We start from the raw sequence: 14,263 nt of genomic DNA, 5'->3' as shown, positions 1-14,263 counted from the left end.
GTGGTTCAGACCCGCAGGTCACCGGGTGGAGGGCGCCTGGAGCTGGTTCGCGTCGGACTCTACGGAGGACTTCGAGGAACCCCCGTCCGACGCGCTGGCGCCGCTCGTCTTCTCAGACGCGGCGCTGCCGGCCGTGCTGCTCGTCGCGCTGTCGGCGGCGTCATCGGCCTTCGCGTCGGCGCTGCCGGCGGTGCTGGCGCTGCCGGTGGTCGAGCCCGTCTCCTTGCTCGTCGACGTGTCGCCCTGCTTCGCGGCGAGGGGGACGTCGTTCAGCAGGGAGTTCGGCACCTGGTTCTCCGTGCTCGCCGTGGCCGGGTCGGCGACCGCGGGCGTCGGCGTGCCGTACACCCGGCCCGTCTTGGGGTCGAGGTACACCGGCGTGGAGTTGGCGATCATCCCGAGCGACTGCGCGTTGCGGGCCAGGTTCTGCGGCGAGTCGAGCACCCGGAGTTCCTCGGAGAGCGACTGCTGCGTGCGGGAGAGGTTCGTCTGCTCCGTGCCGAGGGCGCTCAGCGTGTAGGCCCCCTGGCTGAGCACCATGCTGATGCCGAGCTGGGCGAGCAGCAGGATGCCGAGCGCGACGACCGCGGTGACGGCGTAGCCGATGCGGGGCCGCGCACGGCGCTGGGCCGCGGTCGGTGTGACCTCGACGAGCTCCGGTCGGCTCTGGCGGTCCGGGCGCGGGGCGCGGGACGGGACGACGGCGGGGTCGACGAGTGCGAGGTTCGTGCTCATGTCACTTCCGGATCCGCTCGGCCGCGCGCAGGCGCACGGGTGTTGCTCGGGGGTTGGCGGCGCGCTCGGCCTCGTCGGCCAGCTCGGCGCCCTTGACGATCAGGGAGAAGGTGGGGGCGTGCTCGGGGAGCTCGACCGGCAGCCCGGCAGGGGCGCTCGACTTCGTGCGCGCCACCAGTGCCCGCTTGACGATGCGGTCCTCGAGCGACTGGTACGACTCCACGACGATGCGACCGCCGACCGCGATGGCGTCGAGCGCCGCCGGGATCGCGCGTTCGAGGACGCTGAGTTCGGCGTTCACCTCGATGCGGAGCGCCTGGAACACGCGCTTCGCGGGGTGGCCCTGGCGCTGGATCGCGACCGGGGTCGCGTCGTGGAGCACCTGCACCAGGTCGCCCGACATCTCGAACGGCACGCTCGCGCGGCGGTCGACGATGGCCCGGGCGTAGCGGCCGGCGAGCTTCTCCTCGCCGTAGCGCTGGAAGATGCGGCGCAGTTCGCCCTCGTCGTAGGTGGCCAGGACGTCGGCAGCGGTCTGCCCCTCGGTCCGGTCCATCCGCATGTCGAGCGGGGCGTCCTGGCTGTACGCGAAGCCGCGCTCGGCCCGGTCGAGCTGCAGCGAGCTGACCCCGAGGTCGAACAGCACGCCGTCGACCTGACGGAAGCCCTCGCCCTCGATCGCGTCGACGATGCCGTCGTACACGGTGTGCACCAGGCGGACGCGGTCGCCGAAGCGGGCCAGGCGCTCCCCCGCGATGCCGAGGGCGTCGGTGTCACGGTCGAGACCGATCAGCGTCAGGTCCGGGAACCGCTCGAGCAGCCCCTCGGAGTGTCCGCCCATGCCGAGCGTGGCGTCGACGACGACCTTGCCCGGTCCGTCGAGCGTCGGCGTGAACAGGTCGACGATGCGCTCGAGCATCACCGGCGTGTGCGGGAAGCGTGGTGTCCCGTTGTCGTTGTCGGCCATGTGCAGCCCCTCGTCTTCCGGGCCGCGGGTCCGGATCCCCATCCATGCGACCTGACATCGGGGAAGTGATGTCAGGGCTTCACGGCTGGGAGTCCCGATCCACGGATCAGAAGATCCCCGGGATCACCTCCTCGTCGTTGTCGGCGAACGCCTCTTCGGCTTCGGCGTAGTAGGCCTCCCACGCGGTGGTCGACCAGATCTCGGCACGGTCACCGCTGCCGATGACCGTCAGGTCCCGCTCGAGCCCCGCGTACTCACGGAGGTTCTGCGGGATCGTCACGCGGTTCTGCTTGTCGGGCTGTTCGGCGCTGGCCCCCGAGAGGAACAGGCGCATGTAGTCCCTGGTGCGCTTCGACGTCATCGGTGCGGTCCGGATGCGTTCGTGGAGTTCCTCGAACGTCCGGGCGCTGAAGACCACGACGCAGCGTTCCTGGCCGCGGGTCATCACGAGTCCCCCGGACAGTTCGTCCCGGAACTTGGCGGGGAGGATCACGCGACCCTTCTCGTCGAGCTTCGGGGCATGAGTACCGAGCAGCACGTCGGGCCTCCCCTCCGCTCCACCGGACCGTTGCGAGCCCCACTTTACTCCACTGCCCTCCCCTAGGCCAGGATTCCGCTCCCTTTTCGCCCCGTGGCACCCCTTTTGGGGCCGTTTCGGCAGCCCCGAAGCCCGGACAGCGGTGGCGGATGCCCGTCATGCCGGGGATCTGGGCGGGTGTGGTGGGCGTGGAGGAAAGTGGAGGACTTTCGCAGCCAGTGGAGCGTCCCATGGCGCGCCGAGGCTCACGGTCGGCTCCACCACGACCGGCCGCCGGTCAGCGCACGGTCACGACGCGCTGCCGCCGCGACGCCGAGTGGTCACGAACCGTCGCTCGCGCGGACTGCAGCCGACAGTTCGTGGCCCCCGGGCAACCACCGCGCGGCATGTCGTGACCACTCGCGCGCACACGAACCTGCCCCGCCCGATCCTGCCCGCCCCCGGAACGCGAAACGGGGCCGGCCCGAAGGCCGGCCCCGTCACGAGGGAGGAGTCTGGAGGGCTGCTACTGCCCCTGGTCGTTCCGCTTGTCCCAGCGGTCGTTCATGCGGTCCATGAAAGACCCGCCGCCACCGCCGCCGTTGGCCGGACGAGCCGAACCACCGGACGCCGGAGCACCCGGCCGAGCGGGCTTCGCCTTCGGGGCACGCATGCCCGGGCGCAACGCGAAGAGGACACCGGCGAGCATCACGACGAAGCCGAGGATGCCCAGCAGCGGGGCCTTGATCACGAGACCGACGATCACGATCGCGACGCCGGCGAGTGCACCGAGCACTCCGAGCGTGATGGCGGTGTACGTCGGACGACCCTGTCGACGTGTGACACGCGCCACGAAATCGGAATCGTTCTGGTAGAGGCTGCGCTCCATCTCTTCGAGAAGGCGCTGCTCCTGTTCCGAGAGCGGCATCTTGGTTCCCTCTGTTCCTGGGATCGACGCGGGGTTGAACAACCGGGCTGGAAAACACTCGGTTGAGTGGACCGATTCTATGTCCCAACCGCTCCACTAGGGTAGGGACTGTGGCTGAGAGTACGCGATTAGTGGACCTCGTATCGGCGCGTATCGACCGGGCACTCGACGAGCAGCGTGAACGGCTCCTCGCGATCAGCCCCGATCTCGCCCCGTTCGACCTGTACGCCCGAGATCTGCTGTCCGGCGGCAAGCGCTTCCGGGCGCTGTTCTGCTACTGGGGATGGCAGTCGGTGGCGGGCCGTTCCGGCTCGTTCGACCCGCTGGCGGAGGGCTCCCGCCAGACCACGGCCGAGGCGATCGTCACGGTCGCCGCAGCGCTCGAGGTCTTCCACGCAGCAGCCCTGGTGCACGACGACATCATGGACCGCTCGGACACCCGCCGTGGGCGTCCCGCAGCACACCGCCGGTTCGAGTCCCTCCACCAGGAGTCCGGCTTCGTCGGCGACCGCGGGCAGTACGGCACGAACTCGGCACTGCTGCTCGGCGACCTGCTGCTGTCGCTCAGCGACTCGGTGTTCGACGAGGGCCTCGCGCTCCTCGACCCGGTGCGCGCCCGCATCGTGCGCCAGGAGTTCCACGCGATGCGCCTCGACGTCACCGCGGGCCAGTACCTCGACGTGCACGAAGAGACCGCCTGGCCCGTCATCGACGAGTCCGAGCACCTGCTCCGCGCCCAGCGCGTCATCGTCTTCAAGTCCGCGAAGTACTCGATCGAGGCACCGCTCGTCATCGGCGCGCTGGTCGCCGGCGCGAGCGACTCGCAGCTCGAGGGCCTCCGCGCCTTCGGGCTCCCCCTCGGCGTCGCCTACCAGCTGCGCGACGACATGCTCGGCGTGTTCGGTGACCCCGAGGTCACCGGCAAGCCCGCCGGCGACGACCTGCGCGAGGGCAAGCGGACCGTGCTCATCGCCTCGGCCCGCAAGGCGCTGGCCAGTGGCCCGCGGCAGCTGCTCGACGAGCTCCTCGGCGACCCCGACCTCGACGAGGAGCAGGTGCAGATGCTCCGCGCCACCCTCACCGAGTCCGGTGCGGTCGCCGCGGTCGAGCGTTCCATCGACCGGCACGTGCAGCGTGCGAAGGCGGCGCTCGACGCGTCGCCGCTGACGCCGTCGGCACGCGAGCAGCTCGCGTCGCTGGCCGACACGGTCAGCCGCCGGTCGTCGTAGACGCGACACCAGGACAGACAGGAGGCCCGTGGCGACACCGCCACGGGCCTCCCGTCCATCCGGAACGCGTCTAGAGCAGCGACTGGGCCACGCGACGCACCTCGGCCTTGCGACCGGCGCGCAGCGCCGCGATGGGCGAGACGCCCATCGAGTCGTCGACCGTGAGCATCCAGCGGACGGCTTCGTCGTCGGTGAAGCCGTTGTCGCTGAGCACGGTCAGGGTGCCGCGCAGCTCGGGCATGGGCTCGCGGTCCTCGAGGAACTCGCTCGGCACACGCAGGACACCACCGACGCGGGCCGCCAGCAGGGTCTTCTCCTCGAACAGGCGGTGGATCCGGCCGGGGCTGGTGCTGAACAGGTCCACCAGTTCGGGGACGGTCAGCCAGCGCTCGGAGAGGGAGAGGTCGTCGACGGGTGCAGCACTCACACGCCCATGGTGCCAGAGCGGGGCCCCGAGTGAGTACGCAACGTTCGTCACATTCGTCACACGCACCACATCCGGCTCTCTGGTTGACTTGGGAATCACACCATGCCAGCGTTGTGCCACCTGTGAGTGCGCGCATGCACGCGCACGGGACAGTCGAGATCAGGAGAAACCGTGGACAACGCTGCAGACGAAGCCGCCCGGCGCGCACGATCCGCCCGGTTCGCGACCATGCCCATCGTCCTCGCGGGCACGATCGCGGTGACCGCCGGCCTGACCGGCCCCATCGCGCACGCCGAACCGCGACACGACGACGCGGACTCGAACCACAAGCGCCACGTCGACCAGGACCGGGGCGTCGGCAACCGTCCGGTCTTCGGCACCGCGGTCGCACGTCCGTCGCAGACCGTCGTCACGACGGTCGCCGCGACGACGAAGGCAGCCGCCCCCACGACCTACACCGTCCGTCAGGGCGACACGGTCTCGGGCATCGCCGCCCGCTTCGGCCTGTCGGCGCAGGAGGTCCTGGTGCGGAACGGCCTCGGCTGGAACACGATCATCCACCCCGGACAGACGCTGCACCTGGCGTCGACGCCCGCGGTGACCACGGCGCGCACGACCACGAGCGCCGGATCGACGTCCGGGTCCGGGTCGGGGTCGAGCACCTCGAGCTACCACGTGAAGTCGGGCGACACCGTGTCCGGCATCGCATCGCGGGTCGGCGTGTCGACCACGGCGCTCCTCAGCGCCAACAAGCTCTCGCAGCGCAGCGTGATCTACCCCGGTCAGACGCTCCGGGTGCCACACGGCTCGTCCGGTGGCGGCTCGGTGTCCACGGCCGCAGCGTCGTCGGGTTGGTCGGGCTCGTCGGGTTCGTCGAAGTCGAGTGTGAAGATCTCCTCGGGCGACACGATCGGCTCGATCGCTGCGTCCCACCACGTCTCCGTCGCCTCGCTGCTGTCGGCGAACGGCCTGACCTACACGAGCACGATCTACGCGGGCAAGACCCTCGTCATCCCGTCGTCGAGCACTGCTGCGACGACCGCCGCGGCGCCGTCGCGTGCCGCGGTGAGCGCCGCCGTCGGACTGAGTGCCGAGCAGCGCCAGAACGCGGCCACCATCGTCGCCGTCGGCCGCTCCCTCGGGGTGTCCGACCGCGGCATCGTGGTGGCCCTGGCCGCCGCGATGCAGGAGTCGAGCCTGCGCAACCTGCCCCACGGCGACCGCGACTCGGTCGGCCTGTTCCAGCAGCGGCCGAGCCAGGGCTGGGGCAGTGCGGCGAAGCTGCAGGACCCCGCGTACGCGACGAAGCTGTTCTTCGGCGGTCGCAGCAACCCGAACGTCGGCAAGACCCGCGGGCTGCTCGACGTGCCCGGGTGGTCGTCGATGAGCATCACCGACGCTGCCCAGGCCGTGCAGCTCTCCGCCTACCCCAAGGCCTACGCCAACTGGGCGAGCGCTGCCCAGGGCTGGCTGGCCACCCTCTGAGTCTCATCCGGAAGATCGAGATTGGGTCACGACCGGTGCGCCGGTGCGGTGTCGTGCAGTCTCGATTCGTAGAATGCCGCCGATGACCACCAACGCCGCCACGGATCCGATGATCGGTCGCATGATCGATCAGCGGTACCGCGTCCGCTCCCGCATCGCGCGCGGGGGCATGGCGACCGTGTACCTCGCGACCGACGTCCGCCTCGAGCGACGCGTCGCGATCAAGATCATGCACGGGCACCTGGCCGACGACCAGGCCTTCCGTGAGCGCTTCATCCAAGAGGCGAGGTCCGCCGCGCGGCTGTCCCACCCGAACCTGGTCGGCGTCTACGACCAGGGCGCCGAGGACGACACCGCCTACATCGTCATGGAGTACATCCCGGGCATCACGCTGCGGGACCTGCTGCAGGAGCACCACGCCCTGACGCCCGAGCAGGCGACCGACATCCTGCGCGCCGTGCTGGCCGGACTCGCCTCGGCCCACCGCGCCGGCATCGTGCACCGCGACCTGAAGCCCGAGAACGTCCTGCTCGCCGACGACGGCCGGATCAAGCTCGGCGACTTCGGCCTGGCCCGGGCGACGACGGCGAACACCGCGACCGGGGCCGCCCTGCTCGGCACGATCGCGTACCTCTCCCCCGAGCTCGTCACCCGTGGCGCCGCCGACTCACGCAGCGACATCTACGCGCTCGGCATCATGCTCTACGAGATGCTCACCGGCGAGCAGCCCTACAAGGGCGAGCAGCCGATGCAGATCGCCTACCAGCACGCGAACGACACGGTGCCCGTCCCGAGTGCCGCGGTGTCCGGCGTCCCGCCCGAGCTCGACGAGCTCGTCGCCTGGTCGACCGCCCGCGACCCCGAGGACCGACCGCGCGACGCCCGCGAGATGCTCGACCACATGGCGGGCAATCAGCAGCGCGCCACGGGCCAGTACCGGACCGCCGTGCTGCGGCCCGAGAACGCGACCGCCATCCTGCCGTCCGGCGGCGGGACCGCTGCCGGTGGCGGCGCTGCTGCCGCCGGTGCCCGTGCTGCTGCCGCCGACGCACCGGCGGCCACCGATGCCACGGCGATCATCGACAGCCCCGACCGCGGGCGTCCCACGACCCGGAACCGCAACACCGGTCCGGGCCCGCGCCGGACGGGCGCGCAGCCCGGGGTGCTCTCACCCGCGGGACAGCGCCTGGCCGACCTCTCCGCGAAGCGTCGCAAGCGCGGCTGGATCGCACTGTCGGTCTTCGTCGTGCTCCTGCTCATCGGCGCGGGCTTCGGCTGGTACTTCGGGCCGGGGCCGGGTGGCAACGTGCGCATCCCCGAAGTGACGGGCAAGTCGGTCTCGCAGGCCCGGCAGCTGCTCGAAGCCCAGGGCCTGCACGCGGCGTCGAAGACCGGAACCCGGTTCGACGCCGTCGTCGCGAAGGGACAGGTGTCCATCACCAAGCCAGCCGCGGAGCGCGAGGTGCAGAAGGGCACGTCGGTGCAGCTCGTCGTGTCGAACGGGCCGAAGATGATCGCGCTTCCGGCGATCGTCGGGCAGCCGATCTCCACCGTCACCGCCGCGCTCGACGACGACTTCGAGCTGCAGGACAACCGGTACGAGTTCTCGGCCGACGCCGCGAAGGACACCGTCATCGCGGCGACCGGCCGCGCGTCCGGCGGCAAGGCGCTCGACCTGACGTCGGTCAAGGCCTACGGCGAGACCGGCCCGGTCACGCTCACGGTGTCCCTCGGCGCCGTGCCGGACGTCGTCGGGAAGACCGTCGACCAGGCCTCCGCCGAGCTCGACGCGGTCGGCCTCATCCTCGGCGCCCGCACCGAGGAGTTCAGCGAGGACGTCCCCTCCGGGCAGATCGTCTCCGCCGAGGTGCAGGACTCCCCCGCCGTGCGCGGCACCGCGATCGACGTCGTCGTGTCGAAGGGTCCGACGCCGATCACCCTGCCCGAGGACGGCGTCGTCGGCTCGACCATCAACGAGGCCACCGCGACCCTCGAGGGCCTCGGGCTCAAGGTCTCCGTGCCCGACTGCACGAACATCCTGTGCGGGTTCTACGACTGGAAGTCGTCGCTGCCGGTGACCGGCACCGACCCGGGCGCCGGAGCCACGGTGTACCGCGGCGACACGGTGACGCTCTCCTACGACCAGTAGGCGGTCGGGCAGTCCGGTCCGCCGAAGCGACACCCGTCCGCCCAACCTCGCCGAAACCACCGCGAAAGCGACAGTGTGCCGCCGAACATCGGCGGCACACTGTCGCTTTCGCGGCGCGAGGTGAACGCGACCGGACGGCGGACGGGAGGCGCGGGGCAGGGCCGCCACGGGCCTCCCGTCCGACACGCGGAAGCGACAGAACCCCGCGAACGGTTCGCGGGGTTCTGTCGCTCTGGCGGGACTGACGCGACCCGCTGCGCGCTACGCGCGCACGTGCGGGTGCGCGCCGAGCTCCTCGGCCACGAGGAACGCGAGCTCGAGCGACTGCATGTGGTTCAGCCGCGGGTCGCACAGCGACTCGTAGCGGGTGGCGAGGGTGGCCTCGTCGATGTGCTCCGACCCGCCGAGGCACTCCGTGACGTCGTCACCGGTGAGCTCGACGTGCATGCCACCCGGGTACGTACCGACCTGGCGGTGCGCCTCGAAGAAGCCGAGGACCTCGTCCACGACGTCGTCGAACCGACGGGTCTTGTAGCCCGTGGGCGTGGTCAGGCCGTTGCCGTGCATCGGGTCGGTGACCCACAGCGGGTTGGCGTCCATGCCCTTGACCGCCTCGAGCAACTTGGGCAGTTCGTCGCGGATCTTGCCGGCACCCATCCGCGTGATGAACGTCAGGCGGCCGGGCTCGCGGTTCGGGTCGAGCTTGTCGACCAGGGCCTTCATGTCGTCGACGCTCGTGGTCGGGCCGAGCTTCACGCCGATCGGGTTCCGCACCCGCGACAGGAAGTCCACGTGCGCGCCGTCGAGGTCACGCGTGCGCTCTCCGATCCAGATGAAGTGGCCGGAGGTGTCGTAGGCCAGACCGGAGCGGGAGTCGATGCGGGTCATAGGGCGCTCGTAGTCCATGAGCAGACCCTCGTGCGACGCGTAGAACTCGACGTGCTTGAGCGCCTCGAAGTCGGCACCGCAGGCGTCCATGAAGCGGATCGCGCGGTCGATCTCCTTGGCGAGGTGCTCGTAGCGGGCGTTCGCCGGGTTCGACGCGAAGCCCTTGTTCCACGAGTGCACCTGACGCAGGTCGGCGAAGCCCCCCTGCGTGAAGGCGCGGACGAGGTTCAGGGTCGACGCGGCCGTGTGGTACCCCTGCACCAGGCGGCGCGGGTCAGCCGTCCGGCTCTCCGGCGTGAAGTCGTAGCCGTTCACGATGTCACCGCGGTAGGCGGGCAGCGTGACGTCGCCGCGGGTCTCGAAGTCGCTCGAGCGCGGCTTGGCGAACTGCCCGGCCATGCGGCCCATCTTGATGACGGGCATCGACGCACCGTAGGTCAGGACGACGGCCATCTGCAGGATCGTCTTGACGCGGTCGCGGATGGAGTCGGCGGTCGCGCCGGCGAAGGTCTCGGCGCAGTCACCGCCCTGCAGCAGGAACGCCTTGCCCTGTGCGGCGGCGGCGAGCCGCTCGCGGAGCTTGTCGACCTCGCCCGCGAAGACGAGGGGCGGCAGCGTGGCGATCTCGGCCGAGGCGGCCTCGGCCGCTGCGGCGTCGGGCCACGTGGGCTGCTGCTTGATGGGGAGGGTGCGCCAATAGTCGAGGCCCTCGATGACGTCCGGATCCTGCAGGGCGACGAAGTCGGTCGACTCGAACAAGGGCGTTACCTCGGTGTTCTGTGCGGGCGGCCCGCCTGGCCGCCGGAGGGCGGCAGAACGGGCGTCCTGGCGGAGTGCCGGGACCATCAGAGCCTAACGTGCGGGCGACGACTTCCGTTCCCGCATGACTGCCTCGCGTGCGGAGCTCGCGCGTTCCTTGACGCTCGTCGCGTAGACGTCGACGTACTCCTGACGGCTCAGCCCCGCGAGCTCGTGCATGACCTCGTCGGTGACGCTGCGCAGGATGAACCGGTCGGTCTCGAAGCCCTGGAAGCGCGAGAAGTCGAGCGGCTTGCCGAACACCACGCCGACGCGCTTGATCTTCGGGAAGCGCTGCCCGATCTGCTGCACCTCACGCGTGCCGACCATGGCGACGGGGACGACGAGCACCCGGCCCTCGAGGATCATCCGCGCGATGCCGGTGCGACCGCGGTAGAGCTTGCCGTCGGGGCTGCGGGTGCCCTCCGGGTAGATGCCGAGCTGCTCACCGCGCGCCAGGACCTGCAGGCCGGTGCGGAGCGACGCCTCGGACGCCTTGCCCCCGGAGCGGTCGATCGGCAGCTGGCCGATGGCGTTGAAGAACGTCTTCGTCGCCCAGCCCTTGAGTCCGCGCCCGGTGAAGTAGTCGCTCTTCGCCAGGAAGGACAGCCGCCGGTCGAGCACGGCCGGCAGGATCACCGAGTCGATGAACGAGATGTGGTTGGACGCGAAGATGACCGGGCCCTTGGCGGGGACGTTCTCACGGCCGACCACCCACGGGCGGAACAGGGTGAGGATGAGCGGGCCGAGCAGGAAGTTCTTCAGCAGCCAGTAGGTCATCGACGACTCCAGGTGGTGGGGTGGGCCTGAGCGACCCTACGCCGTGCGGGCCGGTACGCGGTTACGCCGTGCGGGCGTGGATGCGGGCCAGGTCGGCGGCGCCGACGACTCCGGCGTCGTTCACCAGCTCGGCGATCACGAAGTCCGGCTCGGGGTGGTAGCCACGCGCCGGCAGGTTGTTGAGGTACGCCTGCTTGATCGGGTCGAGCAGCCGGTCCCCCGCGCTGGCGACCCCGCCGCCGAACACGAACAGCTGCGGGTCGAGCACCGCGGACAGCGAGGCGCAGGCCTCACCGAGGTGACGGCCGAGGCGACGGAGCGCCGCGAGGGCACCCGGGTCGTCGGCCAGGATCAGGTCGCCCACGATGTGTCCGTCGAGCTCGCCGCCGTTGGCTTCGCGCGCGTCGGCCAGCGCGGAGCCGATGCCGCCGGCGTCGGCGACGTCGTTCGCCATCCGCTGCAGGGCACGGCCGGAACCGTACTGCTCGATGCAGCCACGCGCGCCACAGCCGCAGGGCAGACCGTTCGGCACGATGCGCAGGTGGCCGATCTCGCCGCCGGTGCCGAACCCGCCACGGAACAGGCGGTCCTCGGTCACGATGGCGCCGCCCACACCGGTGCCGATGGTGAGCATCGTCATGTCGGAGACGAGCCGGCCGGCGCCGAAGCGGAACTCGGCCCACCCGGCGGCGTTGGCGTCGTTGTCGACCGTGATGTGCAGGTCGCCGAGGCGCTGCTGCAGCTTCTGGCGCAGGGGCTCGTTCCGCCACCGGATGTTCGGCGTGTAGTAGACGATCGACTGCGAGGCGTCGATGAAGCCCGGGGCCGCGACGCCGACCGCGCCGACCCCGTGTCCTGAGCTGAGTCGCTCGACCATCGAGACGACGTCGTCGAGCATGGCGTTCGGGTCCGCAGCGTTGGTGGCCACGCGGTCCTCGGCGATGATCTCGCCGAGTTCCGTCACGACCGCTCCCGCGATCTTGGTGCCCCCGATGTCGATTCCGATGGCGTGCACGGTCCAAGAGCCTACCGGTTCACCGCGAACTCACGGAACGCCCGGTGACGCGTCCTATGCTGACTGTGTCGCCTCGCAGGATGAGGCGCCCTCGAATCGAACCGGCAGACAAGGGAGTCACCGTGAACGATCAGCGACCCGAACGCGCCAGTCAGGTCCCGACCGGGAGGCACGCCTCGCGTCCGACGAGCGGCCCCGTCGCTCCTGACCACGGCTCCGCAGCGCGGCTGCTCGGCGACCGCGCCCGGCTGACGCCGTCGCGTCCGATCCTGGCCCAGCGCCACGGCGACACGTGGACGACGATCACCGCCGGCGAGGTGCTCGCACGGGTCCGCGGCATCGCGAAGGGCTTCGTCGCCGCCGGCCTCGAGCCCGGCGCCCACGTCGCGATCCTGTCCCGCACCCGCCTGGAGTGGACCCTCGTCGACTTCGCGGTGTGGACGGCAGGACTGGTCTCCGTCCCCGTCTACGAGACGAGCTCCCCCGACCAGGTCCGGTGGATCCTCTCCGACTCCGAGGCCGTCGCGATCGTCGTCGAGCAGGAGGAGCACGCGCGTCGGGTCGCCTCGATCGCCCCGGACCTGCCGCACCTCGGGCAGCACTGGACGATCGACGGCGGCGGACTCGACGACCTGACCCGGCTCGGTGAGGACGTCACCGACGACGAACTCGACGCGCGGACGGCATCGGTGCACGGCCACGACGACGCGACGATCATCTACACCTCTGGGTCGACCGGACGCCCGAAGGGGTGCGTCCTGCGGCACGACAACTTCACCGCGACGGTCGAGAACGCCAGTGTCGCGATGCCCGAGGTCGTCGCGGACGGCGCCTCGACCCTGCTCTTCATCCCGATGGCCCACGTGTTCGCCCGCTTCATCGCGGCGATGTCCGTGTCCGCCGGGGTGCTGGTCGGCCACGAGCCGGACACGAAGGACCTCATGCAGGCCGTGTCGTCGTTCAAGCCGTCCTTCCTGCTGGCGGTCCCCCGGGTGTTCGAGAAGATCTACAACGCCTCCGAGCAGAAGGCCGACCTCGGCGGCAAGGGGAAGATCTTCCGGGCCGCTGCGGACACCGCGGTCGCCCACTCCGAGGCGCTGGCCGCCGGTCGGGTCCCGCTCGTGCTCGGCCTGAAGTTCAAGCTGTTCGACAAGCTCGTCTACGCAAAGCTGCGGAACGCCCTCGGTGGCCGCACGGAGTACGCGGTCAGTGGCTCGGCGCCGCTCTCGCCGCGGCTGTCGCACTTCTTCCGGTCGATCGGCGTGCTCATCCTCGAGGGCTACGGACTCACCGAGACGACGGCCCCCGCGACCGTGAACCGTGCGGCGGACCTGCGCATCGGGACGGTCGGCCCGGCACTCCCCGGGGTCGAGATCCGGATCGCCGACGACCAGGAGATCCTGATCCGCGGCGTCGACGTGTTCGACCGCTACTGGCGGAACGACGAGGCCACCGAGCGGGCGTTCACCGACGACGGCTGGTTCCGCACGGGCGACCTCGGACGGCTCGACGACGACGGCATCCTGACGGTGACCGGACGCGCCAAGGAACTCATCGTCACCGCGAGCGGCAAGAACGTCGCACCGGCACCGCTCGAGGACGGCGTCCGCGAACACCCGCTCATCGGGCAGGTCGTGGTCGTCGGCGAGGGCAAGCCCTTCATCGCCGCCCTCGTCACGCTCGACCGCGAGATGCTCCCGGGGTGGTGCGAGAGCCGCGGGATCACGCCGGCGCTCTCCGCGCACGAGGCTGCGTACGACGAACGCGTGCTCACCGCCGTGCAAGAGGCGATCGACACCGCGAACGGCCGGGTCTCACGAGCCGAGTCGGTCCGGTCGTTCACGATCCTGGACACCGAGCTGACGGAGGGGTCCGGACACCTGACGCCGAAGCTGACGATCAAGCGGTCGGTCATCCTGCGCGACTTCGCGGCCGACATCGACCACATCTACTCGGGGTCGAAGGTGCAGACGACCGCGACGCCCGTCATCGAGGAGCGACGCGCGCGCCGCGCGTAGCGCCCCATCGTCTCGGCGTACCAAGGCGTTTCGGGCGTATCAGGTCGTTTCTTCCGACCAGGTACGCCCGATTCCGCCAGGTGCGCGCGGGGTGCGTGCGCGCGGAGTGCAGGCGCGCGCGGGCTCAGGCCTCCGGCGACTGCTCCGTCGCGGGGGCGTCGAGGACGGCGGTCGAACCGGTGGCGACCGTGGTGTCGGCCGGACGACGGTTGGTGCGGGTGCGGTGCGAGCTGAGCTCGTCAGTCTGACTGGTCATGCGGGAGTCCTGGGGGATGGGATGGTCGTCGGTGGGAGGCCGACGCGGATACGGTACCTCTTCGTCAGGAC

The 14,263-nt window shown here is 70.6% G+C and carries 13 protein-coding genes; 4 read left to right on the top strand and 9 right to left on the bottom strand.

Going from position 1 to position 14,263, the window contains the following annotated elements; all coding sequences use genetic code 11:
* Positions 1 to 18: 18 nt before the first annotated feature.
* The 4 genes from EDF53_RS04500 to EDF53_RS04485 all read right to left on the bottom strand — a co-directional run bounded on the left by EDF53_RS04500 (position 19) and on the right by EDF53_RS04485 (position 3,147).
* Positions 19 to 735: a hypothetical protein gene (locus tag EDF53_RS04500; RefSeq protein ID WP_123292459.1), complete on the bottom strand. Its 717-nt coding sequence runs from the start codon at positions 733 to 735 to the stop codon at positions 19 to 21.
* Between the two features lies 1 nt (position 736).
* Positions 737 to 1,702, bottom strand: a complete 966-nt coding sequence (rsmH, locus tag EDF53_RS04495) for a 16S rRNA (cytosine(1402)-N(4))-methyltransferase RsmH (protein WP_123292832.1) — start codon at positions 1,700 to 1,702, stop codon at positions 737 to 739.
* 106 nt (positions 1,703 to 1,808) lie between these two features.
* On the bottom strand, positions 1,809 to 2,240 hold the full coding sequence (gene mraZ / locus EDF53_RS04490; RefSeq protein ID WP_071254530.1) for a division/cell wall cluster transcriptional repressor MraZ: 432 nt from the start codon (positions 2,238 to 2,240) through the stop codon (positions 1,809 to 1,811).
* A 505-nt stretch (positions 2,241 to 2,745) separates the two neighbouring features.
* The gene (locus tag EDF53_RS04485; RefSeq protein ID WP_123292458.1) at positions 2,746 to 3,147 is read right to left on the bottom strand and encodes a DUF3040 domain-containing protein; all 402 of its coding nucleotides are present in this window, start codon (positions 3,145 to 3,147) and stop codon (positions 2,746 to 2,748) included.
* 110 nt (positions 3,148 to 3,257) lie between these two features.
* Between EDF53_RS04485 and EDF53_RS04480 the strand changes: the two genes are divergently transcribed.
* Entirely contained in the window at positions 3,258 to 4,376 is a 1,119-nt protein-coding gene (locus EDF53_RS04480) for a polyprenyl synthetase family protein (RefSeq protein WP_111085795.1), read from the top strand.
* Between the two features lie 70 nt (positions 4,377 to 4,446).
* Here EDF53_RS04480 and EDF53_RS04475 read toward each other — a convergent pair whose 3' ends face one another.
* Positions 4,447 to 4,803, bottom strand: a complete 357-nt coding sequence (locus EDF53_RS04475; RefSeq protein WP_111085815.1) for an Rv2175c family DNA-binding protein — start codon at positions 4,801 to 4,803, stop codon at positions 4,447 to 4,449.
* A 171-nt stretch (positions 4,804 to 4,974) separates the two neighbouring features.
* Between EDF53_RS04475 and EDF53_RS04470 the strand changes: the two genes are divergently transcribed.
* Positions 4,975 to 6,288 (top strand): LysM peptidoglycan-binding domain-containing protein, encoded by a 1,314-nt coding sequence (locus EDF53_RS04470; RefSeq protein ID WP_123292457.1) that lies wholly within the window; start codon positions 4,975 to 4,977, stop codon positions 6,286 to 6,288.
* A gap of 82 nt (positions 6,289 to 6,370) precedes the next feature.
* Positions 6,371 to 8,437, top strand: a complete 2,067-nt coding sequence (pknB, locus tag EDF53_RS04465; protein ID WP_123292831.1) for a Stk1 family PASTA domain-containing Ser/Thr kinase — start codon at positions 6,371 to 6,373, stop codon at positions 8,435 to 8,437.
* A 261-nt stretch (positions 8,438 to 8,698) separates the two neighbouring features.
* On the opposite strand, the gene EDF53_RS04460 is transcribed toward pknB, so the two are convergent.
* From EDF53_RS04460 to EDF53_RS04450, 3 genes are all read right to left on the bottom strand, one after another.
* Positions 8,699 to 10,084 carry a class II 3-deoxy-7-phosphoheptulonate synthase gene (locus EDF53_RS04460; protein WP_123292456.1) on the bottom strand — a complete coding sequence of 462 codons (1,386 nt, stop codon included), beginning with the start codon at positions 10,082 to 10,084 and terminating at the stop codon, positions 8,699 to 8,701.
* A gap of 93 nt (positions 10,085 to 10,177) precedes the next feature.
* The gene (locus tag EDF53_RS04455) at positions 10,178 to 10,903 is read right to left on the bottom strand and encodes a 1-acyl-sn-glycerol-3-phosphate acyltransferase (RefSeq protein ID WP_123292455.1); all 726 of its coding nucleotides are present in this window, start codon (positions 10,901 to 10,903) and stop codon (positions 10,178 to 10,180) included.
* A gap of 61 nt (positions 10,904 to 10,964) precedes the next feature.
* Positions 10,965 to 11,918 (bottom strand): ROK family glucokinase, encoded by a 954-nt coding sequence (locus tag EDF53_RS04450; RefSeq protein WP_123292454.1) that lies wholly within the window; start codon positions 11,916 to 11,918, stop codon positions 10,965 to 10,967.
* A 122-nt stretch (positions 11,919 to 12,040) separates the two neighbouring features.
* On the opposite strand from EDF53_RS04450, the gene EDF53_RS04445 reads away from it, so the two are divergent.
* Entirely contained in the window at positions 12,041 to 13,936 is a 1,896-nt protein-coding gene (locus tag EDF53_RS04445; RefSeq protein WP_243650006.1) for a long-chain fatty acid--CoA ligase, read from the top strand.
* Between the two features lie 124 nt (positions 13,937 to 14,060).
* On the opposite strand, the gene EDF53_RS19610 is transcribed toward EDF53_RS04445, so the two are convergent.
* A complete protein-coding gene (locus EDF53_RS19610; RefSeq protein WP_260095359.1) occupies positions 14,061 to 14,192 on the bottom strand; it encodes a hypothetical protein in 132 nt (43 codons plus the stop codon).
* Positions 14,193 to 14,263: the final 71 nt, after the last annotated feature.

Source organism: Curtobacterium sp. PhB78 (assembly GCF_003751685.1).
Classification (GTDB): Bacteria; Actinomycetota; Actinomycetes; order Actinomycetales; family Microbacteriaceae; genus Curtobacterium.
This window is presented reverse-complemented; position numbering and strand designations above follow the sequence as displayed.

Bases quoted from the DNA above. Each gene is read 5' to 3' on its own strand.
- EDF53_RS04500 (WP_123292459.1), bottom strand. From the start codon at position 735: ATGAGCACGAACCTCGCACTCGTCGACCCCGCCGTCGTCCCGTCCCGC.
- rsmH (WP_123292832.1), bottom strand. From the start codon at position 1,702: ATGGCCGACAACGACAACGGGACACCACGCTTCCCGCACACGCCGGTG.
- EDF53_RS04485 (WP_123292458.1), bottom strand. From the start codon at position 3,147: ATGCCGCTCTCGGAACAGGAGCAGCGCCTTCTCGAAGAGATGGAGCGC.
- pknB (WP_123292831.1), top strand. From the start codon at position 6,371: ATGACCACCAACGCCGCCACGGATCCGATGATCGGTCGCATGATCGAT.
- EDF53_RS04455 (WP_123292455.1), bottom strand. From the start codon at position 10,903: ATGACCTACTGGCTGCTGAAGAACTTCCTGCTCGGCCCGCTCATCCTC.
- EDF53_RS19610 (WP_260095359.1), bottom strand. From the start codon at position 14,192: ATGACCAGTCAGACTGACGAGCTCAGCTCGCACCGCACCCGCACCAAC.